The following is a 24,057-nucleotide window of genomic DNA, read 5'->3' on the forward strand; positions in this document are numbered from 1 at the left end:
AGTGGAGGGGATCCAGATGAAGGAAAAAGTGAAGGAAAGAGATTATGCAAGGCCATTCCGCACCATTATTGCTTTGATGTTGCTGACAATCGTTGGAGTGACGATCCTGCAGGTTGTTTCCCGATTCGTTTTCAATGAGCCGCTGACATGGCCTGATGAGTTAGGGCGCTTCCTATTAATCTGGATGGTGTTTATCGGCGCGGCCGTTGTATCGTTCGATGATCGGCACCTTGGCGTAGAGTTCATCCAGGAAAAGATGTCACCCAAAGTGAAGTTGATCTCGAGCATGATTATCCGCTTACTCATTTTGTTATTTCTGTTCATCACCATTTTTTCGTCGTTCGAATTAATCCAGATCGCGCATATGCGGAGTTCGGCCGCACTTGGTATTCCGGATTCTTATTGGCGCATAGCTGCTCCAGTCGGGGCGGCATTGATGATCTTTTACGTCGTGATCAGATCGATCCTGGATATCCGCAGTTACCGCGCGGGTACTTTCATTAACCGGTCAGTTATGGAGGAGATGAAAAAATGATTATATTAGTTTTAGTAATCATGCTCGGATTGATCCTGCTGGGAATGCCAGTCGCCTTTGCGCTCGGGCTTTCCTCAGTTTTCTACATAGTGGTAGAAGGACATGATTTAAGTATGGTGACGCAAAGTTTAGTCAGAGGCGTCGATTCCTTCACATTATTGGCTGTTCCATTCTTCCTATTGGTCGGCAGCCTGATGAATTCAGGGGGAATCACCGACCAGATTATCCGGATGGCCAAAGTATTAGTAGGACATTTTAAAGGTGGACTGGGCCAAGTAAACATTGTGGCGAGTTTAATCTTCTCGGGGATATCGGGTTCAGCGACCGCTGATACAGTAGCTTTGGGTTCCGTCCTGATTCCGGCGATGGAAAAAGAAGGCTACGATAAGAAGTTTGCGGCTGCACTTACCGCGGTATCATCCATAGTTGGACCGATTATCCCCCCAAGTATCACGCTGATCATTTTCGGTATCATTACCGGACAGCCAATCGGCCCATTGCTGATTGCAGGTATCATTCCCGGGGTGTTAATCGCCATTTCATTAATGGTCTATACGTATTTTGTAGCAGCAAAAAGAGGGTACCCGAGTTACCCGCGCGCTGACTTTCGTGAAGCGCGGTCGGCATTCGGTGCCGGCATCCCGGCTGTTATGCTGCCGGTCATCATCGTGGTCGGCATCGTCAGTGGAATTTTCACTCCAACTGAAGCAGCTGCCATCGCCGTGCTTTACGGCATAGTAATCGGATTCTTCTATTATAAGAATTTGACGCTGAAAGGGTTCTGGACCATCTTAAAAGATTCAGCTTATGAATCGGCAAAGATCCTCTTTATAATTGCAGCGGCCACCATCTTCGCATGGGTCGTTACACGTGCTCGGATTTCTGATGTCATTGGAGAATTTATCTTCAGCTTCTCGACAGATCCGACAGTGATTATCACATTGATGGTTGTGTTCTTACTGATCATTGGCTTGTTTATGCTGCCAAGTGAAGGGATTGTCATTTTTGCCCCTATTTTGACACCAATTGTTATGGAAGTTGGGATGGACCCAATACACTTCGGCGTATTGATGGTTCTGACTTTAACCATTGGCGGGGCAACGCCGCCAGTTGGTATCCTGCTCTATGTCGTGCAGGATATTGCGAAAGTTCCTTTCGGAAAGCTTGTTGGTGAATTAATGCCGATGTATATCCCACTGGTAATTGTGGCTCTGATGACAGCTTATATTCCTTGGCTGACATTATCGATAGTAGAACTATTCTTTTAACTAACTGATAGGAGTGGAATTAATGCAGAAGAACAAAAGAGCAATTCACCACATGACGTGGAGAGAAGTGGAAGCGGCATTTAAGGAGGACCCGGTTGTCATCTTGCCTCTGGGATCGATGGAAGAACATGGGCCTCACTCGTTGACCGGCGATTTCATGGCTGCAACAGCCATCGCCGAAAAAGTCGCCGAGCAGGTAGGAGCTTATTATTTACCGACCGTGCCGTTTGGCAACTCGGAATATTTCCGGGGGTATCCGGGGACGATTTCCCTTTCACAGGAGACTGTCATCAGTTTGCTGGACGATATCTGCCGCAGCCTGATTGAACATGGAATTACAAAAATTATGTTCTTCAATGGCCATGCCGGCAATGCTCCGGCAATCGATAATGTGGCCCGAAAAGTGAGACGCGAAGATGGAGTTGCTATATTATCGATGGACCTTTGGCAAATGCTGAATCCTGAGCAGAAAAAAGAAGTTTATGGCGAAGGAAAAGATCCATCAGGCCATGGCGGCGAACCGCTGTCATCCATGATGTCGTATCTGTATCCGGATGATATGCGCATGGACCTGCTTCCAACTGAGACAGGCCAGCTCAGCAGCTGGAAAGGTTTTGAAATCGATGGACTTACCAAGTTGAAAATTGGTGAATCGAAAATAAACACTTATCTGAACATGGAGGATATTTCTCCAGAAGGAATCATGGGAGATCCATATAAAGCGTCAGCAGAACGCGGTGAGAAAATCATTAATTATATAGTTGAAGTTGGCAATCAGGTAGTGAAGAGCATGCAGCAAAGCGATATGGTTACTAAAAAATCGAAAAAATGAGAGGGGTTATTATATGAAGAAGATGGTTAAAGGTTTGATGGGTTCTGTCGTTTTGGGAAGTTTATTAGTTGGCTGTTCAACAGGAGATGAAGAGGGTTCCGGTTCAACTACTGAAGGGGAAACGTTTGATATTTCTTACAGCACTTGGGCAAATCCAGGTGAGCCGGCTTTTGAAGGCATGGAACGATTCAAGGAGATTGTAGAGGAAGAGACGGATGGCAATGTGTCGATTGAAATCTTCCCGGCCAATCAGCTTGGCAGCACGGCAGAACAAATGGAGCAAGTCAGACTCGGGTCAATTGAAATGATGTCGAGTGGTGACCCGGGCTTAGACGAAATCGAGTACCTGTCCTTGCCGTATTTGATGGAATCCAATGCTCATTGGATGCACGTGCTTGAATCGGAAATTGGTGAAGAGTGGAATGAGAAATTGGTCGAAGAAATGGGCGTCCGCACTATCGGGATTTTGCCGCGTGGACCTCGTGTCATCTCTTCGAACCAAGCAATCACAAATTTGGATGACATGGCCGGATTCAAAATCCGCGCTCCTGCGAGAGATTACTACGTTCAAACATTTGAAGCTTTAGGTGCTAGTCCGACACCAATGGATTTCGGTGAACTTTACAGTGCGCTTCAAACAGGAATCGTTGATGGGCAGGAAAACCCACTCGAAACCATCTATGCCGGTGGTTTCCATGAAGTTCAAGATTTCATCATCTTGTCGAACCATATGTACAAACCATCGTTTGTATCAATCAATGATGAGTTCTTTAATAGCCTGCCGGAAGAGTATCAGCAAGTGATGCTGGATGCGGCAGTGGAATCTGAACAATTCACACAGGAAAAACTGGATGAAAGCGAACAAACGATGCGTGAAGAAATTGAAACGGCAGGTGTGGAATTCATCGAGCCGGATATCGAAGCTTTCAGAGAAGCTACTCAATCAGTGAGAGATTCACTGGGTACAGATGTATGGGGTCAAGAAGTCTATGACCAGGTAGTGGAAATGGGCACAGCAGATTTAGACTAAGATCAAGAAACGGGCTGCTTTAGAACAGCCCGTTTTTATTCTTTTATGGAGGAGGATTTTATGGATTTACAACAATATGTAGAAGAAATACAAGATCAGTTGATTGAAGTGCGTCGGCATTTGCATGAAAACCCGGAGCTCAGCATGCAGGAATTCAATACAACCAAGTTCATTCGGGAAATCTTGAAAGATACTTCAATAGAGTGGCAGGAGACGGGAATGGAAACAGGGCTTATCGGCTTGATGCACGGTGCGGATGGACCAAATCCTGTGCTGATGTTGCGGGGAGATATTGACGCGTTGCCGATTGTGGAAGATACAGAACTTCCTTTTGCTTCTAAAAATTCCGGTGTCATGCACGCTTGCGGTCATGATCTGCATACGACGGTGCTGATTGGAACAGCACTGGTATTGAATCGGTTAAGAGAATCCTGGAAAGGCACCATCAAATTTGTCTTTCAACCTGCCGAGGAAATCATGGGTGGTGCTAAGCGTATGATTGAAGCGGGAGTCTTGGAAAATCCTGTTCCGAATCATGTCGTCTGTCTACATACATGGCCATACACAGATGCCGGAAAAATCGGTGTAAAAAATGGTCCAATCATGGCAGCAAGCGATATGTTTGAAGTCGAAATCACTGGTTCCGGTGGACATGCGGCCCATCCGCATAAAAGCATCGATCCAATTCCAGTGGCTACTGATATGATAGCGGCGTTTCAGAAAATTGTATCCAGAAACTTGTCCCCACTGGAATCTGCAGTCATCACTGTTGGTCAAATCCATGGTGGTTCTGCCAATAACATTATCGCCAATAACGTTACTCTGTCGGGGACCGTTCGCACTTTAAATGAAGAAACAAGGTCAATGGTGAAAAAACGGATGGAAGAGGTTGCTGAACATACCGCACTGGCATCAAATGCGAAAGCTACAGTAGAATTCCAGCCGGGCAGTCCGCCGCTGATCAATGATGACGCACTCGTCTTAACGATGGAACAAGCGCTCACCAAGCATTTGGGCGAAGCTAATATTGATTATTTAAAAGAGCCTTCTATGGGCGGGGAAGATTTCGCCTTTTATCTGGAACATATCCCAGGGATGCTTTTCCGCCTCGGAACGGGCACGGATAACGAACGGACGCGACGTCCACTCCATAACGCAGGCATCGTTTTTGACGAGCAAGCGATTCCAGCCGGAGTGACAGCGATGAGCGGGTTTGCTATTGAATATTTAAATCAAAAAGACTAAGAAGCGTTCCTACTATATTAAGTAGATGGACGGCAATACAATTTAATATAGACAATGAACCTGCAAAGGAAATCCGCCTAGTTAATTATAGGGCGGATTTCCTTTGCATTATATGGGAATCTGACCATTTATGTTAAAATATGTATAGAGTTAGTGAAGGATTGTTCTTAAACTCAATGGCATGGTTGTTTAAAAGGTTGGAGGTATTCATGTGACGAAGAAAACGAAAAAAATCATTTTAAGTTTAGCGGGGACAGCTGTTTTATTCCTTCTATTAATGACCTGGTTTTATCCCTATTCAGCTTTCGGTATTTCGAAAAGCTATTCGTTTACGCCAGATCCCGTTGTTGTCGATGGATATGAAGAGGATTTAAATGAATTCAAAAGTTCTTATGAAAAGGATTTCGCGGAAATGGAAGCGGCCAGCGCAGTAGATCTAACAATTGACCGGACACAGTATGTGCTTCCGTTGTTTGAACAGGATTGGCTACTCAGCAAAGAGCCTGTAAGTTGGAGTATGGATGATTTAGATTACCTTATATTAGAAGTCAGAAGCGCCCGAACTACTTTACTGGAACTTTCAGCTGCAGAGGATTACGCAAAAGAACACAGACAAAATTTAGTCGATAGCATCGAAAGTCTGCTGTGGTTAGAAGAGCAAATTGAGGAAATAAAAACCGGCAAAGCCGAATCAAGAAAAACGCTGAATATTCAATTCGGTAATCTTCATATGAGTTTTTTAAACAACTTCATGATGTTTAACATTTTTTATGACAGGTCAAGGAACGAGTAAATCCGTCTAAGGAAGTTCCCAATACTTGCAAAAGGGTGTTTTATCAAATGAGATATTTCCTGAAGTTGAACGCAATCAGTATGCTGTATGCTCTGATCGTCTTTATTCCCTTTGAACTGATGTTGAATGTGTATCGCATCAGCAGGTTGACAGAGGTGAAGCTTGATACGGTGATTGTTTGGAGTGGGACAGCTCTGAGTGCTGTATTTATAGGAGGCTCGATCCTGATTTACTTCCTCACCAAAAAGTGGTTGGATGAGAGAAAAGTTAATTTTGTCACCATGATTCTGTGGCTGCCTTACTTTGTTCTTTTCGTTTTCGTGTTTGCTTTGCGATTCCCGATAACATACGGCGGAGATAATCCTAATCCGGTTGTTGGCCTTTTAGCGATGGGCGGAACGCTGGCGTATCCATTTTACATATTGGTACTCAATTCGCTCGCTTGGTGGAGAGATCAATAAAGCGTCACCATGTGTAAAAACAGCACCAACCAATTCAAACAACACAAAACAATTTATAGCCCATACATTGCCATGCCCGCTGTATCAGCAATCTGGGTATGGCTTTTTCTTTTTATTCATCCATATAACTTGTGGTTCAATAAAACTTCACCTGACCCCATAAAAACCAAAAAAACAGATGACTTCGGCACAATGCCGAAGTCATCTCATCGCAGCCGGGCTGCAGGGTGCTTTTTATTAAACTCCTTCGTATTCTGTATCGACTTCTTTGGAAGGGCGGTGGCGGATAATTTGTGCTGCATACCACAAGACCACAACCAGGGTGATGACCGAGCCGATAATCGCGGAAATATAGTAATCCATATTCAAGCCTTCAGGTGCATAAAAGATGTACATGGAAACGACACCTGTCATAAAGATTGCCGGTACACCGCTGATCCAATGGAATTTGAAGTTTTTCAATAGATACATCGTCGCCGTCCAAAGCATGAACGTTGCGACCACCTGGTTGGTCCAGCCGACGTATCTCCACAAGAACGTATAATCGATTGTGGCCATATAGAAGGTCGGGATAGCCAATGGAATCGTGATCAACAGAATTTTTAATTTCCCGTCCGTTTTGTAAAACTTCGACAAAAGGTCTGCTAGAATCATTCGGGAAGAGCGAAGCGCTGTATCCCCGGTGGTGATCGGCAGGATGATTACGCCGAAAATCGCCAGGATTCCGCCCATCGTGCCAAGCAGGGAAATCGAGATTTCGTTGACAACCCCTGAAGGGCCGCCAGCTGCCAGTGCTGCCCCGAGGCCATCCGTCCCGTTAAAGAACGTCATTCCAGCTGCCGCCCAAACCAACGCAATGACACCTTCGATGACCATTGCGCCATAGAAAATTTTGCGGCCGTCCGATTCCTTTTTCATCGTGCGGGCAATAATCGGACTTTGCGTACTGTGGAAACCTGAAATCGCTCCGCACGAAATAGTGACCATCAGCAACGGCCAAATCGGCAGTTCGCCTGGATGCAAATTGCTGAAGGTCAAGTTGGGCATCGGTTTTCCGGAGAACACCAATGCTACTGCCACAGCAATCGCCATGAATAATAAAATCCCGCCTAACAACGGATAAATACGGCCAATAATTTGGTTGATCGGGAAAATTGTTGCCACAATAAAATAACCAAAAATAAGAGCTAATGCGACGATAAAACTAATGGGTGTAATTTGAGCAATCAACTGAGCCGGCCCTGCCGTAAAAGCAGCAGCAACCAACAGCATCAACACTAAAGATAATCCGTTAATAAAGGCTTTGGCATTTTTTCCTAAATAACGACCAACCAATGTCGGGAATTGCGCGCCACCATGACGCATCGACATCATACCGGAAAAGTAATCGTGAACCCCTCCGGCAAAAATGCACCCAACAACAATCCAGAAAAATGCTACCGGACCATACAATGCTCCTGCCACAGCTCCGTAAATCGGGCCGAGTCCAGCTATGTTCAGCAATTGAATCAAGTTCCCTTTCCACCAGCTCATCGGGACAAAATCGACATTATCGCCTTTGGTATATGCTGGAGTCGGTGTTTCATCGTCGATGCCAAAGACCTTTTCGATAAACTTCGAATAAAAGATGTAACCTAAAATCAAGAAAGCGAGTGCAGCGAAAAATGTAACCATATTATTTCTCCTTTCGGTGTATGCGATATATCGTATACAAATAATACCACCATTTTGAAAAATGAAATATAATATTTCGAAAGAATTAAATTTTCTTTTTTTATGTGTTTTATTAGGAGGATTTTTGTAAGAAAAGGGAAATGTAAGCGTGGCCATTGGGTTTGAGGGAATTTAGCTTCTCTAATTCTTTGGAGGGATAAGCCTTAAATTTTATTTTTAAATATTTTAATATATATTTTTGGCCAAAATAAAAAGTGATGCCAAACATCAGCACCACTTTAAGTCATTCCTGAAATACCTGGAAATAGAACTCATTTAAAGTATAGTGAATAGAAGAAATGAATCTATTTGCAAAAAAGGTGATGGCGAAATCATCCGGAATGAGACAGGAGGTAACTTATGGACAACGAAAACTGTGATTTGGCGAAGCCGAAAGGTGTGAAGGAAAAGAACCTTGAGGTGATTGATGGCTATACGATAAAATACCATGCCAGCGGAAAAACGATCTGGTCAAAGGGCAAAGTGGTTGATGATCAGCCGGAGGGGTATTGGGAATGGTATCGTACCGACGGGACATTGAAGCGGTCAGGTTCCTTTGATAAGGGCGAGCCTGTGGGCGAATGGATCACTTATGACAGCAAGGGCGAGAAGTACAAAACCACGAATCGCGATAAATAATTTAAATGCAAATGTGATCCGCCGTTCCTTTTGGGGCGGCGAATTTTTGGTGGGATGCTTGCAGGGAAACGAAACTCTCAAGAAATATCTGATAAACTGTGAAATTTAGCTAAGCAGAACTGCCGATGTTCTTAACGGTATAAAACCTTCAAAATGGAAAGCGGGGGAGCGCAAAAGTGAAATCATACATTATTCGAATCGAACTTGAAAACTCCAATCCGCTGATTTGGCGCAAGGTGATCATGCCGGCAGGAGCCACGTTCAATATGCTCCACGATATTGTGCAGCAGGTCAGCAATTTTCAGAGCGGCTATCCTTTGGGTGGCTATCATCTGTTCGAATTTGATTTGGCCGAAGAGGGCATCTGGGTGACGAATGACGAGGAAGCCTACGAGGAACATCAGTATTATAAGAAGAATAAAAAAGAGTTCGCGGAAAGACTGAAGAATATGAAGCCGGAGCATAAGCGGTTTGAAGAGGCTTATCAGGAGCGGCTGAAGGCAGTCGTGCGCAAGCCAACTGGCATTAAAATTGATGAATTTCTGGAGAAGCACGGCGAGCTCGTCTACAACTACGATTTTGGAGACGGCTGGCAGTTCCGCATCAAACTGGAAGAAGTCGTCGAGGATTATTATTTCGGTTTCCCGACGCTGCTGGATGGTGCAGAGACGGCACCGCCGGAAGACGTAGGCGGCATTCCAGGGTTTTATGAGTTCCTGAAAATTTATCGGAATAAAAAACATCCGGAGCATAAAGAAACAAAAGCATGGGCAGATAGCCAATATTTCAGAGAGTATGATCCTGCTTGGATCAACGGCATGCTGAAAAGCCGGATGTACAAGAAGACGGAGTGGGATAAGATCCATCACGAAAACCACCGGGTGATTGAGGATAAGTATCGGAAGGGTTGATGGACATCAACTCCAATCGAAGAAAATATTGAAACTGAAAACCGCCGGTGGACATTATTCCATTCGGCGGTTTTTTGGCTTTGCCAGGATTTTGCAGGAACCAGTTTTGCCGTATTGCCAATTCGGGAATAGATATTGAACAAGAGTTATATAGAATGGAACAAGCGGAAGAGGTCCGGGGAAGGAGTTAAGAGAGGTTCGTGAACAAAAGAAAATTTCTGTCGAAAGGATGAACTCATCATGGATGAAAGCACGCTGAAAAAAACAAAAATCTTCACGATCTTAAATCTCGTTTTCTACTTTTTAACGCTCGGCGTAAATTACCTCGGGTCTTCAGGTTTTTTTAATGGGATGAGCCAGAAAGATATCTCCGACAAATACATGACGCTCATTTCGCCGGCACCTTTTACGTTTTCCATTTGGGGAGTCATTTACAGTTTGCTGCTGATTACGTTGATTTACTTATTTATTAAACGGAAAGAAAGGGATGTCAGCCGGTTGGTATTGCTGATTTCTCCTTTATTCATCGCAAGCTCGGTGTTCAATATGGGATGGATCGTTGCATTTTCTTATGAACTGATGGGCGTCTCCACGCTGCTGATCTTGGCTATGTTGTTCTCGTTGCTCATTATTGTGGAACGCATCTATAAAAATCGTTTTGAGGTTCCTTCTTCGCTTGCAGGACTCAGTTTTACCTTATATGGTTCATGGGTCTTTATCGCGACCATCGTCAATATCTCAGTGTTTTTAGTGCAACTGGAATGGGATGGATTCGGGATTTCCGATTCCGTCTGGACCATGATCGTATTGGGAATTGCCATAGCATTTGTTCTCTTTTACCTGTCCCTGTATAAGAACGCTGCCTTTCCAATTCCTATCGCATGGGCTTTCTTTGGAATCTATAGTGCTTATGCTGATGGACAGCTCGATCCCTCCATGTCCACGGCTATTCAATGGATTCTGTTGGCGGGCATCGTGATTTTTCTGATTGCTGCAGTATGGACATTTATTAAAAACGGGAATGCTCTTTTTCCGGGACACAGGGTTTAGATATTTTAAGTCTGCCGCGGAAATTAAGGCATGAATAGAAGAATCACTGATAAACGGTTAGAAATCGCTGATAAACCTGAAAAAATCGCTGATAAACGTCAAGAAATCGCTGATAAAATGGAGAATCGACGATAAACCTTCAAAAATCGACGATAAATGGAATAAAATCGACGATAAACCCTGAAAAACCGACGATAAAACTTCATAAGCTACAGGGGCAAGCGCAAAACTCCTGCGCTTGCCTTTTTTCATTTTCAATCAAATTTAATTTGCAAAAGTCAGCAACCCGGACTTCACCGGCAGAGTTGTTTGAGTTTTCAATCAGGGAAGAGTAATCTTAAGTAAAATCGGAAGGAGTGAAAGTGGATGGAAAAGGCAATACCGGAAGTAACGTTGAACGACGGAACCAAGTTGCCGGTTATCGGACTCGGTACATACGGACTTTGGGGCAACGCAGGGGCCAACGCGGTCGCAAGCGGAATCAATGCCGGTTACCGGCTAATCGACACGGCGTATAATTACGAAAACGAAGGCGCCGTCGGGGAAGGCATCAAGCGCAGCGGCGTTTCCCGCGAAGAGCTGTGGGTGACCTCTAAGCTGCCCGGCCGTTATCATACTTACGACAAAGCAATGGTGGCAATTCAGGAATCGCTGTACCGTTCAAATCTGGATTATCTGGATCTGTATTTGATCCACTGGCCGCTGCCGAATGAAAACTTATACGTGGAAGCCTGGCAAGCCCTGATCGATGCGAAGAAATGGGGACTCGTCCGGTCGATCGGTGTCAGCAACTTCCTGCCTGAGCACCTGGAGCGCATTATTCGGGAGACCGGTGTAACGCCGAGTGTGAATCAGGTTGAATTGCATCCCTTCTTTAATCAGGAAGAGCAGCGCAGCGTCCACGCGAAACTCAATATCCAAACGGAGTCGTGGAGCCCGATCGCCAAGGCAGCAGACATTATGAAGAATGAAACCTTAAGCAAGATTGCAGAGAGCCACCATAAAACAATTGCGCAAGTGATACTGCGCTGGCAATACCAAATCGGCTCTGTGTCGATCCCGCGTTCCACTTCTCCACAGCGGCAGCGGGAAAACCTGGCTATTTTCGATTTCGCCTTGAGCGATGCGGAAATGACTGCGATAGCAGGGTTGTCACGTCCGGATGGCAGGTTGTTTGATATGGATCCGGCTACGCATGAGGAGTTTTAGGATAGGTAGTTAGCGACCGTTTTGTAAATAGCTTGGTTGGGTTCTATCCTATAAAATTTAATTATCGTACTTTTAGACGCGCCGGGTTTGTACTCGGCGCGTCTTTTTTTGGTTTGAAGGAATGAGGTACCGATGTAATAGAAATACCCAAAGTATTACGCTTTTTATGAAAGTAATATTTACCCAAATTTTCCACCAGAAACTCTTAGTCAATGCTAAAATAGAAAAGAAAGAATAATCTTACAATGAAAAGCGTGTTACGAGTCATGCACCAAAAACAGTTGTCCATCTAGAGTATTCATATGAATTGGCATACATTAGATCATTTGTAAGGAAGTGATTACGATAAAAATTATACATACAGTGATCGGGTTATTAATTATCTGCTTAGGGTTATTGCTGTTCTCTATTACGGTGGATAACGAGCCTTATAAAAATGCAGCAGTAAGTATGATAGGAATTATTGCTGCGGTAATTGGAATTTTTTATTTGAAGAAAATCGCTAAGGTTGGAAGGCAATAAGAGGTTCGCTGCACTAATTTATATATAGGAAGAAAGAAGTCTCATAGTGGCTGAAATTTATAAAAGTATGTTATTTAATTAATGACTGGAGTGTTTACATGCCTACAAAAACAGAAATCTTTAACGACATCATTCAAATTATGAAAACGGATTATGCGGGGGCTTCAGAAAAAGAGGATATGAATCGACCGGAGGATTATCTTATTACAGATGACATGGCAGACCGCGATTTTATAGAAACTGTCCAATCCTATTTATTGGATTTTAAGGATGGCCATTTGTCATTCAATGCAAAAGGTGCCGTTATTCCCAACTTGGGATTTAGAGTGCGACGGCATCAAAACGAATTATATGTCACGGAGGCGACAGAAGAAAATCGCTTGCAAAAAGGTGATGAAATTCTTGAAATGGATGGATTAACGATTGAGGATTTCGGAAATCGCCATGCAAAAGTCCTGGAAGACAATGTTCTTGATCGGCAATTTTGGAACGTCGCGTTACGCCAAGCGAAAGACTTAACTGTTCTTCGAGATGGAGTGAAGTTTAATCTGACATTGGCAACGTATGAACGGACTCCTTATACGCCCGTCTATACTCTGGAAAAGTTGAATCCTGATACTGTATATATGAAACTCACGGACTTTGGGCAGGAGGAGCCGATGTTAGATTTGCTGGACAAGCATAGGGAAGATTTGAGTCGTTCCACGAACCTGATTATTGACGTCCGTGTAAATTACGGAGGGAACGATCTGTTTTATTTTCCCCTTCTCGATTATGTATTTGAAGGGTCGACACCATTTAAAAGTTTGTTCCAAGAAGGTGAAATCATGTACACAAATTACACGGAGCGGAATTGCCGACTTTGGATAAACGAATTGAAAGGATACCTTGAACAGGAGCTCGATGCAGAGACTGAAAAGTGGGCTCAAGGAGAAATTGCGTTATTTGCAAAGAATAAAGGAAGTGGTTTTCAAGCTGTTCAGGAAGAAATGGATTATACAATCCAGGGGCAAGCTGCTCCCCCAAATGTGTATGTTTTAACCGATGTGACTTGCGCGAGTTCGGGAGATACATTTGCCAGCAACGTTAAGAAATCTTCGAAAGTCAAAGTGATCGGAAGGCCAACCATGGGAATCGTGGACTTCTGTAACGTGGTCACGATGGATTACGGCGACTATGAATTTGGTTACAGCATTTCCAAGATGGACGAAAACTATTACACTAATGAAACAGGGGTAGAGCCGGATATACATATTCCGTGGACACCGCGGCATTTGGAAGAGGATGTGGATTTGGAGTATGTTTTGGGAGAGATTGAAAGTAAGTCGATAGTCTCGAAAAAATTCTAAACGGGTTTGACAGATCAAAGGGGGAGAAATAATGGCAACTTATAAAGATATTCAAACCTATATTAAAAATGAAAATGGATATGTGGCGAAATCATGTTGGATTGCTCATATGAAAGAGCTTCACGGGTTGAAGCCGAGGATCTCAGCTAGAAGAATATCGGCTGACCATCGGGTACACCCATGTCCGGAAAATAAGCAAGCAGATATTCTGGCTGCATTTAAACATTTTGAAATGGTGTGAAATGTTTGCTTGTTGTATCGCTCCTTTAAAACCGAAATGATTAGATAGAAGGGGAGTACCGCTAATGCGTATAAGTAAATTTCTTTTGGGAATGCTATCATTTTTGCTTTTAACTTTAGTTGGATGTACATCCACTTCATCACCGGATTGGGCGTCTAATTTTATTGTTCTGGATGAATATATTTATATAGTTAGTGATGAGTATACTGAAGATGTCGGAGATGTGTTAGGGCAAGTCACTCATTACTCGGATCAGGAAGCCACATATACAGGGAATTTTTCTAATAAATATGAGGAAGGAACAAAATATTATGAGATTGAAGGGGTTAGCAGTCAGGTCGCGATTGCTGTTGAAGAAAATGATAAATATCGAATTGCAAAGCAAGATGGAAAATATGGTGAGAAATAATCATGTTCCCTCAATTGTATCCCCCCTGTGAAGTGAAAATCATCTTTTCGAAAGTTGAATCGGAATAAATTTTATGCCCGGTATATTGCCGGGTTTTTCTTTCACCTCGGTCAAAAGTCTGAATATTCTTTAATTTAAGCCAAAACACTTCTAATCTCCCCCAATTTCTTTATAATGAACAATTATGGAAAAGGGAGTGGAAGCGATGAAGAAACTGAAAATGCTTCCTGGGAAAGAAATAATTCTAATCGATTTTGACATTACATTTTATACTTTATAAAAAGTTGGCCACGATTTATCAATATCTCGAATGAAACCCTTTCTATTTTATTCATCTATACAAGCTGTTTGGGAATTTTGTAGCTCCCTGAGAACAGAAAATATAAACCACAAATTTCTGCAATAAGAGCTGTATCCAGAGACCTTACCGGTTTTCGGATACGGCTTTTGCATTTTTTTTCTAAAAGGGTGCTAGTCATGTCTGAAGGAGGAGCTGCTGGAAGATCCTTATGCAACTTACTCCGGTTGTTAGACTTCTGATTATATTACACAAGTGCCCAGTCAAACCTTTGAAAAAGACTGAGATGAGTTTTCTTCTTTTGTTGAAAACATGCGTGCCAACACATCCAGAATCCTTTATAAAAAGGTCTCTAGATGTTTTTACTTGCAGTTTAAGAAAGAGATGCCAGGTTATTAAGGTTGCTTCCAATGGATTTTATAAGTATATATACCTTTGAGTTATTTAATTTTATAAGTTATTTATGATTACTTTTATGGAATATATTGAAAATAAATATATATTATTTGTTTAGGTTCCCTTATAATTTTATATATCAATCTTTGGAAGCAGGCAAATGACATGGATAAAAGAGAAGTGGCGTTGCAAGGAGTAGCGAATTGGATAGAGTTTCTAAATCAAAGCTACTTGATTAATGAAAAGGACAAAATAAATACACTCAAAAAACTGGGTGGCTTAATGTCTGATTTAAAGGAAAAAAAGACGATTTTAATTTCTGGAGAGTTTAATGCCGGAAAGTCGACTTTCATCAATGCCTTGTTGGGAGAAGAAGTATTAGTAAGTGATGTAACACCGGCTACGGCGATGATTACCAAGTTGACATATGGGCAAGAAAAGAAGCTGCTATTGCACTTCAAGAATCAGACTGTTCAGGAATATGGTTATTTTTCGCTGCAGCAAGTGACAGCGGAAGGTGATGAATACGGGGAAAAGATTAGGAAGGAACTTGACTTCATCGAAATTCAGCTGCCTTTTGATTTATTGAAATTTTATACATTAATAGACAGTCCGGGGCTAACCTCACTTTTTCAAAAGCATTCAGATGTGACGGACAGTTTTTTAGAAGAAGCGGATGTTGCTATATGGCTGTTCAATAGTTTAAATGTCGGTACAGCTTCCGAGATTCCTTGGCTGCAGAAATTATCTGATGGTAGTATCCCTGTGTATGGAATAGTAAATGGAATTGACCGGTTGGATGAAGATGAAGACCTGGATGCCTTCTATGAATATAACTTGCGAAGATTGTCACCATTGGTAACACAATTGTCTGGAATTTCATCCAAAGATATTCTGGAAGGAAAGTTAAAAGGAGATCAGCAACTTTTGGAGTGGGGTAATCTGAAAGTGATTGACACATTGTTTACAGGATTCGATAACCATTACTTATCAGCATTTTATAATCAAATCGAAAAGCCGCTTCACGATTTTCAAAGCCTCTTAGTGAAGGAGCAAGAAAATAAAAAATTTTTGAAAAAGCGTGAGAAGCTCGTCATGGTTTTTGAAGAGATAGACTCACTGACTATGAAGGCATCGGAAGATTTGAAAGCTGAATATCAGGATAAGCAAAAGCTGATTAATGATTGGCAGATATTTCTCAAGAACAATATGTTTGAACCGATGAATATTGAGCCTTTTATGTCCCAATTTAAAAATACGGCAACATTAAGAGCAGAATGGGATGCAATGGTGATGCCCCAATTGAGAAGTTATTTGGAGCGATTCGAGGAACTCCAGCTGGAACGAAAACTGATTAACTTAAAAAAACTGGCCGCAGAAGAACATTATAGCCACATCGATGAAGTCTATTTCAAATTTATGCAGGCATATAAATATGTGAAGGCTGACAAGGAATATCGTTCCAAAGCCGATGCACTGAATCGTAAATTCGATTTTTTGAATATGGACCAAAAAGAAGTGGAGAAATCAATACATCGATTTACAAAAGTTATTGAGCAGGAAGTGAAAAATGAACTAGTTCCTATCAATGAGCGGATCAAGCAAGTAACCCTTAACTGGCACAAGCAATTGTTGCCGATTAAACAGGCTGTGGGGGAATGGGAAATTGATGGTCTTTTAAATATGGAAGAATATGTGGGAGAAATCAAAAGTTTCCAAAGGAAAGTGCTGCCATATATTCACTTAGCCCTTGAAAAGCAGAAGGGACCGCATGCTGTTGGAAACGTTGAAGAGATTTTACATGAATTAAGTAATTTATATAAAGAGGAAAACCGCACCCATCTCTTGGATAGAATTGTTCAAATGGAAACATTAAAAGAACCAATAGAACAATTTACAATAAGGGTGCTAAAAAATGAGAAGACATTTTCCCTGCAAAAGGTTCAGCTACTGTCAGCTTCTCTGGATTTAAAGGAAGAATTCGTCAAATTGAGTCCTCAATTGATAAAAGACCCTGGTGTGGTGGCTGCAGGGGTTGCCCTGCTGATGACTATATTCTAATAAAATAATATTGTTTGATGGGAGGTGTGTTATGGAAAAGGAAAAACTCTTAACAGGCCTGGAAGAGTGGGGGGAAATCGCACAACGCGAAGAACTCCATTCATTAGAAAAGAAGTTGAAACTGGCTGGGGAAGACTTACAGGAAAATTTAATGGTGATGGTAAGCGGAGAGTTTAATGCCGGTAAGTCGACGTTTATCAATGCTTTGTTGGGAGCGGAGTATTTAACGGCGGATATTACCCCGGCGACTGCAGTGATCACCAAGCTGACATACGGAGAAGTGAAGAAAGTCATTGCCCATTATCAAGATGGCAGAACTGCTGTGTTTGATCCATATTGGCTCGAACAGCTCACGGCTGAGCGCAGCGGAAGCGGAGAAGAAATTCGAGGGCAATTGTCATTTGTAGAGTATCAACTTCCTTCGGAAATGCTGAAAACTTATACCATAATAGATAGTCCGGGGCTGACAGCGCTTCATGAACATCATACCCGTGTAACTGAAGACTTTATGGAAAGAAATGAAATGGGGATATGGCTATTTCATGCTCTGAGTGTTGGGACGGCCTCAGAAATGGTGTGGTTGCAACGGATGCAGGATTTGGAAGTGCCGGTGTTGGGTGTTGTAAACGCTATTGATCTTCTTGATGAAGAAGAAGACATTGATTCATTTTTGAAATTCAATGAAAGGCGCATGCAACCTCTTATTCAAAAGCTATACGGAATTTCAGCAAGAGATATTCTGCAAGGGAAACTGGAAGGGAATCTGCAATTGCTCGAATGGGGGAATAGCCAGGCAATTGACGAATTGTTTGAAGAAATCGCTCCCGTTCACTTGAGGAAAATGGAAGGTTTTTATCGAAAGCTGCAAAAGCCACTTGCTGAATACTTGAATCATCTTCATGAGATGAAAAACTCCTTTGCTTTTTTGGAAGATACAGATAAAATGTGGACGTTTCAAATCAGGCATTTTCCGGATTTCATGGAACAAGTGGAAAAAGTCCGGCTCTTGGAGAGCAAACTTGTGGGATATCTGGAATCGTGGCGGAAGTTTATTGAAGAAAGAAGACTGGACAAAGACTTTACATCTCAAGTAATTAAAAAGCTGGGTTCCCCGAGCAACTTGGCTGACCAGTGGAGCATCTCATTGAAGTTTAAAATAAGTTCACACCGCCGGAGGGAAGCTTCTCTTCTCCAAGAACGCACACGCCTTATGCGAGAGCGGAAAGAACTGGACGACAAATGGATTAACATTAAATTTTCGATGTTCAAGTTAAGCAAGAAACTTAAATTCTCTGATCAGGAAGCCGTGCTGAATAAGGAAATAAGAGATTGGAACAATCGGGTCAATAACCTTAATCAGGATTCCCATGAACTGAAGCAAGCAGTTGGAAAGTTTAATCTCAAAGCAAGGAAGAGAATGGAAAAGAACCTTGAAGTAGATCGGGAAGCCTATAAAGAAGCAATTATTGATCTGCGGGAAATACGGGCAGACATGGATGAAGTATATGGTTCTATTCAAAATAAAAACGTTGAGGATTTTCAGCGTCACTTGAAAAATCATAATGAATTTCTGGGGAAAGTCCCCTCGTTATTGAAAGCAAAGCGGCTGATGGTTTCGCAATTGAGCAGCTATAAAATGGCGATGGGAATCGTTGAAGATACGGAAAAGGTATACGCAGAAATGGATTATGCTGAGTTGGCTGGTCAGCTTTCAATTTTCAGCTCATTTGTCGAACAAAAACCGGACTTGAGTCCGATCCCATTCAAAGCAGTGGATGAAGCGGCCTTTAAGCCAATGGATTATTCGGAATTGCCGGTTACCCAAAAGCAGAATACTAGAGAAATCCTGGATACTCGCAGGTCCTTGATAAGATGGAGATTCGCTGCGGCCGCTTTAGCTATGCTAATTCTTTCATATCCATCACTTTCTTCTATCGACTGGGAGTCGAGTTGGGATAGAGCAGTAAATACTTGGGAAGGAACATTTGATAACTTTGAAGCACCGACAACCGAGTCACAGATAGATGAATTTGAAGATGATTATGAACTGGGAAATGTCGAAGCGGAAACCTTGCCTTCAGGCGAAGCAGATTCACAAATCGACATGCCGATTTTTAGAGCAGATGAAGCCACGATTGTTTCGTTCATGCAAAACTTTCGCGCAGCTTACTTGGAAGATTTAAATCACGCCAATGTAACAGAACTGCCGAAGTACATAAGCCAGAAGACGAGTATTTACTCCGAATTGGCTGGCTATATCGAATCGCTTGAAGGAAAGGGGCTTTATTATGACTTCCATTCGATTGAGGTCTTATCGATTGAAGAGGTCGGTGTGAACCTTTTCAGTGTTATCACCGATGAAACTTATACAATCGCAAGCGCTGAGGAAGCTTCCTATAACGAACGTACAAAAGAATATCTGGTGGATACTATAGCGGATTATCAGTTTTTGATCCGAGATATTCTCACATTGGAGCAATCATCGGAACTTGTCGATTACTTGGAAGCAGAGGAAGTTGCAGAAGAGGCTGAGATTGATGGAGGAACAATTGGTCTGGCTACGGAAACGGATGTAGTTCATATGATGGAAAATTTCTATATGGATTTGGAGTCGGCATTCAATGGAGTCGGTTTTGAAGCAATAGCCGTCTACTTTGCGGAAGATGGACCTGAATATGCACAGACAGAGGCGTATATATCGAACGCGATAGAGAAAAGTATGTGGATGAAAAACCACGGGGTTTGGATTGAATCGGTTGAGGTCTATGATTCATCCCATTATGTGACTACACTTTATGTGGAAGATGAGTACCTTTATGAGGATGGGACAGGTGACCGAAAGGAAGTAAAAGCCGAATATTTATTACAGGTGACCGAAGAGGGAGAGCTAAAAATAGAGGAACTGCTCAACTTGGAGATTCTATCTGAAACAGAAATATGAACAAAAGGGGATTTGCAATGGGAATCGAATTGAATGAGTACCAGGAAAACCGCTCATTATTGATCGATGAAATAAACCGATACAAACGTGCGCTCCAGGAAATGGTGCTAGAAGATGAGCTGCAGAAAGTTAATCAGTATGAATCAGATATTCTGAATGATAACTTTCAATTGGCTGTGGTCGGAGAGTTTTCAAGAGGGAAATCGACGTTTATCAATGCGTTGTTGGGTCAACAGATATTGCCTTCATCTGCTAAGCCAACTACAACGATTTTGAATAAAATTGTCTATAGTCCTTATCCTTTCATTAAGTTGTATTATCACAATGGCATGAAAGCACCGGATATGATCACTGAAGAAGAATTTAAAAAACTGGTGGCACCAATGGATCCCATAGCAGGTGATGAGGCATCCGAAAAAGAATATGAAGAAATTGTAGATTATATGAAAAAGATTAAGTATGCAGAAATAGGTCGAAACCTGCCGCTTTGTGCGAATGGTGTGGAAGTAATTGATACACCGGGCACAAATGACCTGGATCCGATACGGGAAGAAATTACCAATACAATTATTCCCCGTTCCGATGCAGCAATACTACTGCTCAGTGCTTTGAAGATTTTGTCAGAATCAGAGATGAGCTTATTAAGGGATCGCCTCCTGGCCAACGATATCCAGAAAGTCTTCATTGTCGTGAATTTCAAAGACCAACTGGGATCAAAAGAGGAAGAAAGAAAGGTACTGGAGTTTGCCTATGAACATTTGAAGGAAATTCTCGATCAACCGAAAATTTTTATGGTTTCAGCCAAGCATGCCTTGAATGCAAGGCGCAAGCAAAAAGGGGAAGAAATGGCCACGAAACGGAGGCGTCCGGTTGAGGTGTGGAATTTTGAGGACACCGGGTTTCCAGAGCTGGAGATGAGCTTGGCTGATTTTCTCCAGTATGAACGCGGCAGTATCAAACTGCTTAAACCTTTGAAGCGGACTGTGGGAAGTATTAAGGAAGTTAAGAAAAATCAGATTGACTTTGAACGCAATGCCCTTAATTCGAGGACCAAAGGCTTAAAGGAAAAGGTGGCGACCTTCCGTCCTAAAGTGAAAGTAGCAAGTGAGAACGGTAAGAAAGCGCGCAAAGAATTAGTTAAGAATTTGAAATTTGAAGAAAAAGAACTGTTGCAATGGTATGGGTGGGAACTTGAAAAAATCACAAATAAAGCACTTAGTACTTTTGAAGAAAATCGGCGTTCCGATTTGGCAGAAATAAGCCAAAAAGTAGATGCCGCAGTTGGCAGTATGGAACGGAATATTTTTGAAGCTAAAAAAGAAAGGATGAAAGCCACAGCAAAGCGGGTGATCACTTCAGCGTCAAAAGAAATGAATGCCGAGCTGGCAAGCATGGAACTCGAAGTGACGAACATGACTGCACCACAAAGCGTGGGTTCCCTGGTTCCTTCTTTATACCGCAATCATCAACCGGATTATGTAATCGATGATTACTTTGATTCGATCCATGATAGTTTGGAAGAGACTTGGCATAATCCCAGTGGATTTTGGATGAAGGCCGGTGCAGGTGTGGGAATTGTCGGAAATGCTGTAGCATATGGCATCACTAAATCCATCAGTTGGACCTGGTCGAAATTCAAGCGAAATGACGAAAAAGCAAAATTCAAAATAGAACTCCAAAATCATTACGATAACAGTAATAAAAATAAGATGAAAATTATTGAAGCGGAATATAAAGCCATGAGCAACTCTGTCGAAGGGCAATTTAAAGATATTGTTGAGAAACAGCTGAAACAGGTTGACGGACAGTTAAAACAACTGGTGAAATCGACGGAACTTGAAGGGAAAGAAATTGATCGGAGACTGTCTGTGCTCGTCTTGCAGGAGCAAGAATTGGATAGTATCCAAACAAATCTACAACAGCTCGCAAGAAAAGTTCAACAGCAGGCTGCCGGGAAAGTTGGTGCGTTTTGATAAATAGCCAGGAAGAGAAAGAACAACTACACGAACGTGTTTTGCGGACAGAAGAACTGCTTACTGCAGCAATTCCAAACAGTTCTCAACTGAAACCGCTTAAAGAATTGGAGGAAGATATTACAGCTGACCAATACTCCATAATGGTAGTAGGTGAATTCAAACATGGGAAATCCACATTTGTCAACGCGCTTTTACGACAGGACATCATGCCGACAGGAGTCACACCCACAACTGCGACCATCAATATTGTCCAACACGGTGAAGTCCAACAAGTGCGTGTGGTGAAAGTTGACGGTTCTGAGGAAATTCATGACTCATTGGAAGCATTGAAGTCATATACAGCTTCAGAGGATTTTGATGTCAACGAAGTAAAACTGATCAACTTGGATGTTGCTTCTCCATTGCTTGAGAACCGGGTAGTATTGATTGATACGCCCGGAGTCAATGATTTAAGTGAACAGCGTGCAGAGGTGACCCATCAATTCCTCCCGAGAGCGGATGTAGTAATTTTCATGTGCTCATTGACTTCTCCAATAAAAAAATCAGAAGAGAAATTTATCAAAGAACGGCTGATGAAAAATGGAATGGATCGTGTTATCTATGCAGCGAATTTTATTGACATCATTGATGAGGATGAACAGGAAGAACTGATTGAGTTTGTTGAACGTCGGCTGGAACACATTACAGGAGAAAGAGTAAATTCGTTATTCCCCATTTCAGCAAAAGAGGCATTGGATGGAAGGCTGCAAAATGATGAAGAATTGGTTGGTTATTCTGGCATTGTTGAACTGGAAAATGAAATCAAGAACCGCATCAGTTCCGGTTCCAGATCCCAAGAAAAAAATGCTCACTTTAATATGCGCCTCGCGAATATTAATGAAGTGATCCATCAGGAAATCAAAACTGCTGAGTTCGCTTCTCAACAAACACGGGAAGAACAGGAAAATCAGATATTGGTGGTCAAGGAATGGTTCCAAAAGTTATCCGAACAGGAGTTGCAAATACAGAATTACCTTTACGACCGCGAAGCTGAGATTAATTATATGGTGGGGAAATCGGTGCATCATTTCGGAAATCGGCTTAAAAATGATATGGAGAACAGAATTGAAACATTTCAGGGAGCAGATGTAAAAAATTTAGTTGAAGTTCAGCTGCCAACCGCCATTCGCTCGCAGGTGAATCAGTGGCTTGATCAGAACGAAGATGCCATCCAACAATTATTACTGAAGCTGGAGAAAGAAGTATCCCAGGGATTAGCACGGTCGTTCAATCAAAGTGTAAAATTCCAGAGCCAACGAACGGATTCTTTTAATCATCTGTCAACGATTCCTATTTTTGAAACAAAAAGCGGGAATGCTCATGTGAAAGCAGGTCTCATGCTTGGTGGAGCTGGCACCTTGGTTGTGCTGGTCGGTGCGCCAATTCTTCTGCCTATTATTGGTATGGCAGGTTTACCTTTCTTTTCACAAAAGTTTGCTGAATACCAATTAAACAAAATTAAACCTGAACTCTCTCGGACTGTCCGCCAGAAATTAACTTTAATGATACAAGATTTGGAAGATCAATTAAAAATGTACATTAACCAGTCTATTAATCAAATCTGTGAGGGTTCAATCGAAGAATTTAAGCGGCTTCTTTATTCCTATGAAGCAATTTTGCAAAATGAAGTTTCACACCATCAGACGAAAACTGGAAGCTTGAACGACCAAAGTAAGAAACGGACTGAACTGAAGCAATGGATGAAAGAACAGGAAGGGAGCAGATTACTTCATGAACAATTGGGATCATAACTCAAATGGATTAAATATAGACAATAGCTTCAGCGGGAACACGGACCTCATGACAACCGACAACTCTTTGGAGACAGAAATCATTCAGCCAACCACGTTTTCAGGAGTACAAGATGTCTTTTCCTTCAACGATCCGTTGAAACATTCTCATTTATTTCAGTTTGAACCATTAAATCTTGAAATGGGAAATAACCACTTTGTCGAGCCCCATTACGTAGAACCATACATCCGTGCAGATGGCACTTTAGTGGAGGGTTATTACAGGGACGGAGATGGCAACACAAGTGTTAACCGGACCGCTGATCAAGGCGGAGGATATATTCGTTCTAATCCAGATGGCGATCCATTTAATAACTTAAAGTAGAATAGGAAATAATGAAGATATTTA

Annotated in this window: 20 protein-coding genes; 19 read left to right on the top strand and 1 reads right to left on the bottom strand. The window is 42.2% G+C overall.

Translation table 11 applies throughout. From position 1 onward, the window contains the following. The first annotated feature begins 16 nt into the window (after nucleotides 1–16). From DHX103_RS11300 to DHX103_RS11330, 7 genes are all read left to right on the top strand, one after another. Nucleotides 17–535, top strand: a complete 519-nt coding sequence (locus tag DHX103_RS11300; protein WP_422122382.1) for a TRAP transporter small permease — start codon at nucleotides 17–19, stop codon at nucleotides 533–535. Next, nucleotides 532–1,803, top strand: coding sequence for a TRAP transporter large permease (locus tag DHX103_RS11305; RefSeq protein ID WP_422122383.1), 1,272 nt, complete (start codon nucleotides 532–534; stop codon nucleotides 1,801–1,803). The genes DHX103_RS11300 and DHX103_RS11305 overlap by 4 nt, the downstream gene beginning before the upstream one ends. Nucleotides 1,804–1,825: 22 nt before the next feature. Beyond that, entirely contained in the window at nucleotides 1,826–2,635 is an 810-nt protein-coding gene (locus DHX103_RS11310) for a creatininase family protein (RefSeq protein WP_422122384.1), read from the top strand. 13 nt (nucleotides 2,636–2,648) lie between these two features. After that, nucleotides 2,649–3,665, top strand: coding sequence for a TRAP transporter substrate-binding protein (locus tag DHX103_RS11315; RefSeq protein ID WP_422122385.1), 1,017 nt, complete (start codon nucleotides 2,649–2,651; stop codon nucleotides 3,663–3,665). Between the two features lie 60 nt (nucleotides 3,666–3,725). Further along, nucleotides 3,726–4,910: a M20 metallopeptidase family protein gene (locus DHX103_RS11320; RefSeq protein ID WP_422122386.1), complete on the top strand. Its 1,185-nt coding sequence runs from the start codon at nucleotides 3,726–3,728 to the stop codon at nucleotides 4,908–4,910. Nucleotides 4,911–5,121: 211 nt separating this feature from the next. Then, nucleotides 5,122–5,703 (top strand): hypothetical protein, encoded by a 582-nt coding sequence (locus tag DHX103_RS11325; RefSeq protein WP_422122387.1) that lies wholly within the window; start codon nucleotides 5,122–5,124, stop codon nucleotides 5,701–5,703. A gap of 47 nt (nucleotides 5,704–5,750) precedes the next feature. Then, a complete protein-coding gene (locus DHX103_RS11330) occupies nucleotides 5,751–6,164 on the top strand; it encodes a hypothetical protein (protein WP_422122388.1) in 414 nt (137 codons plus the stop codon). A gap of 237 nt (nucleotides 6,165–6,401) precedes the next feature. Here DHX103_RS11330 and DHX103_RS11335 read toward each other — a convergent pair whose 3' ends face one another. Then, nucleotides 6,402–7,838 (bottom strand): carbon starvation protein A, encoded by a 1,437-nt coding sequence (locus tag DHX103_RS11335; protein WP_422122389.1) that lies wholly within the window; start codon nucleotides 7,836–7,838, stop codon nucleotides 6,402–6,404. A 399-nt stretch (nucleotides 7,839–8,237) separates the two neighbouring features. Between DHX103_RS11335 and DHX103_RS11340 the strand changes: the two genes are divergently transcribed. From DHX103_RS11340 to DHX103_RS11395, 12 genes are all read left to right on the top strand, one after another. Then, the gene (locus DHX103_RS11340) at nucleotides 8,238–8,516 is read left to right on the top strand and encodes a hypothetical protein (protein ID WP_422122390.1); all 279 of its coding nucleotides are present in this window, start codon (nucleotides 8,238–8,240) and stop codon (nucleotides 8,514–8,516) included. A gap of 176 nt (nucleotides 8,517–8,692) precedes the next feature. Continuing rightward, nucleotides 8,693–9,427: a plasmid pRiA4b ORF-3 family protein gene (locus DHX103_RS11345; RefSeq protein ID WP_422122391.1), complete on the top strand. Its 735-nt coding sequence runs from the start codon at nucleotides 8,693–8,695 to the stop codon at nucleotides 9,425–9,427. A 240-nt stretch (nucleotides 9,428–9,667) separates the two neighbouring features. Continuing rightward, nucleotides 9,668–10,477, top strand: coding sequence for a tryptophan-rich sensory protein (locus DHX103_RS11350; RefSeq protein ID WP_422122392.1), 810 nt, complete (start codon nucleotides 9,668–9,670; stop codon nucleotides 10,475–10,477). Nucleotides 10,478–10,843: 366 nt separating this feature from the next. Further along, nucleotides 10,844–11,686: an aldo/keto reductase gene (locus DHX103_RS11355; protein WP_422122393.1), complete on the top strand. Its 843-nt coding sequence runs from the start codon at nucleotides 10,844–10,846 to the stop codon at nucleotides 11,684–11,686. A gap of 620 nt (nucleotides 11,687–12,306) precedes the next feature. Continuing rightward, the gene (locus DHX103_RS11360) at nucleotides 12,307–13,557 is read left to right on the top strand and encodes a S41 family peptidase (RefSeq protein WP_422122394.1); all 1,251 of its coding nucleotides are present in this window, start codon (nucleotides 12,307–12,309) and stop codon (nucleotides 13,555–13,557) included. A 31-nt stretch (nucleotides 13,558–13,588) separates the two neighbouring features. Beyond that, nucleotides 13,589–13,798 carry a hypothetical protein gene (locus DHX103_RS11365; protein ID WP_422122395.1) on the top strand — a complete coding sequence of 70 codons (210 nt, stop codon included), beginning with the start codon at nucleotides 13,589–13,591 and terminating at the stop codon, nucleotides 13,796–13,798. 64 nt (nucleotides 13,799–13,862) lie between these two features. Beyond that, nucleotides 13,863–14,207 carry a hypothetical protein gene (locus DHX103_RS11370; RefSeq protein ID WP_422122396.1) on the top strand — a complete coding sequence of 115 codons (345 nt, stop codon included), beginning with the start codon at nucleotides 13,863–13,865 and terminating at the stop codon, nucleotides 14,205–14,207. Between the two features lie 859 nt (nucleotides 14,208–15,066). Next, nucleotides 15,067–16,962 (top strand): dynamin family protein, encoded by a 1,896-nt coding sequence (locus DHX103_RS11375; RefSeq protein ID WP_422122397.1) that lies wholly within the window; start codon nucleotides 15,067–15,069, stop codon nucleotides 16,960–16,962. A 31-nt stretch (nucleotides 16,963–16,993) separates the two neighbouring features. Further along, entirely contained in the window at nucleotides 16,994–19,903 is a 2,910-nt protein-coding gene (locus tag DHX103_RS11380; protein WP_422122398.1) for a TcaA NTF2-like domain-containing protein, read from the top strand. Nucleotides 19,904–19,920: 17 nt separating this feature from the next. Further along, the gene (locus DHX103_RS11385; RefSeq protein WP_422122399.1) at nucleotides 19,921–21,876 is read left to right on the top strand and encodes a dynamin family protein; all 1,956 of its coding nucleotides are present in this window, start codon (nucleotides 19,921–19,923) and stop codon (nucleotides 21,874–21,876) included. Further along, nucleotides 21,873–23,669 carry a dynamin family protein gene (locus DHX103_RS11390; protein WP_422122400.1) on the top strand — a complete coding sequence of 599 codons (1,797 nt, stop codon included), beginning with the start codon at nucleotides 21,873–21,875 and terminating at the stop codon, nucleotides 23,667–23,669. The genes DHX103_RS11385 and DHX103_RS11390 overlap by 4 nt, the downstream gene beginning before the upstream one ends. Then, entirely contained in the window at nucleotides 23,650–24,033 is a 384-nt protein-coding gene (locus DHX103_RS11395; protein WP_422122401.1) for a hypothetical protein, read from the top strand. The genes DHX103_RS11390 and DHX103_RS11395 overlap by 20 nt, the downstream gene beginning before the upstream one ends. Nucleotides 24,034–24,057: the final 24 nt, after the last annotated feature.

Source organism: Planococcus daihaiensis (genome assembly GCF_049262615.1).
Classification (GTDB): domain Bacteria; phylum Bacillota; class Bacilli; order Bacillales_A; family Planococcaceae; genus Planococcus.

Excerpts from the sequence above, each read along its gene's own strand:
- DHX103_RS11300 (WP_422122382.1), top strand. The coding sequence starts at position 17 with ATGAAGGAAAAAGTGAAGGAAAGAGATTATGCAAGGCCATTCCGCACC.
- DHX103_RS11305 (WP_422122383.1), top strand. The coding sequence starts at position 532 with ATGATTATATTAGTTTTAGTAATCATGCTCGGATTGATCCTGCTGGGA.
- DHX103_RS11310 (WP_422122384.1), top strand. The coding sequence starts at position 1,826 with ATGCAGAAGAACAAAAGAGCAATTCACCACATGACGTGGAGAGAAGTG.
- DHX103_RS11315 (WP_422122385.1), top strand. The coding sequence starts at position 2,649 with ATGAAGAAGATGGTTAAAGGTTTGATGGGTTCTGTCGTTTTGGGAAGT.
- DHX103_RS11320 (WP_422122386.1), top strand. The coding sequence starts at position 3,726 with ATGGATTTACAACAATATGTAGAAGAAATACAAGATCAGTTGATTGAA.
- DHX103_RS11330 (WP_422122388.1), top strand. The coding sequence starts at position 5,751 with ATGAGATATTTCCTGAAGTTGAACGCAATCAGTATGCTGTATGCTCTG.
- DHX103_RS11335 (WP_422122389.1), bottom strand. The coding sequence starts at position 7,838 with ATGGTTACATTTTTCGCTGCACTCGCTTTCTTGATTTTAGGTTACATC.
- DHX103_RS11340 (WP_422122390.1), top strand. The coding sequence starts at position 8,238 with ATGGACAACGAAAACTGTGATTTGGCGAAGCCGAAAGGTGTGAAGGAA.
- DHX103_RS11350 (WP_422122392.1), top strand. The coding sequence starts at position 9,668 with ATGGATGAAAGCACGCTGAAAAAAACAAAAATCTTCACGATCTTAAAT.
- DHX103_RS11355 (WP_422122393.1), top strand. The coding sequence starts at position 10,844 with ATGGAAAAGGCAATACCGGAAGTAACGTTGAACGACGGAACCAAGTTG.
- DHX103_RS11360 (WP_422122394.1), top strand. The coding sequence starts at position 12,307 with ATGCCTACAAAAACAGAAATCTTTAACGACATCATTCAAATTATGAAA.
- DHX103_RS11365 (WP_422122395.1), top strand. The coding sequence starts at position 13,589 with ATGGCAACTTATAAAGATATTCAAACCTATATTAAAAATGAAAATGGA.
- DHX103_RS11370 (WP_422122396.1), top strand. The coding sequence starts at position 13,863 with ATGCGTATAAGTAAATTTCTTTTGGGAATGCTATCATTTTTGCTTTTA.
- DHX103_RS11375 (WP_422122397.1), top strand. The coding sequence starts at position 15,067 with ATGGATAAAAGAGAAGTGGCGTTGCAAGGAGTAGCGAATTGGATAGAG.
- DHX103_RS11380 (WP_422122398.1), top strand. The coding sequence starts at position 16,994 with ATGGAAAAGGAAAAACTCTTAACAGGCCTGGAAGAGTGGGGGGAAATC.
- DHX103_RS11385 (WP_422122399.1), top strand. The coding sequence starts at position 19,921 with ATGGGAATCGAATTGAATGAGTACCAGGAAAACCGCTCATTATTGATC.
- DHX103_RS11395 (WP_422122401.1), top strand. The coding sequence starts at position 23,650 with ATGAACAATTGGGATCATAACTCAAATGGATTAAATATAGACAATAGC.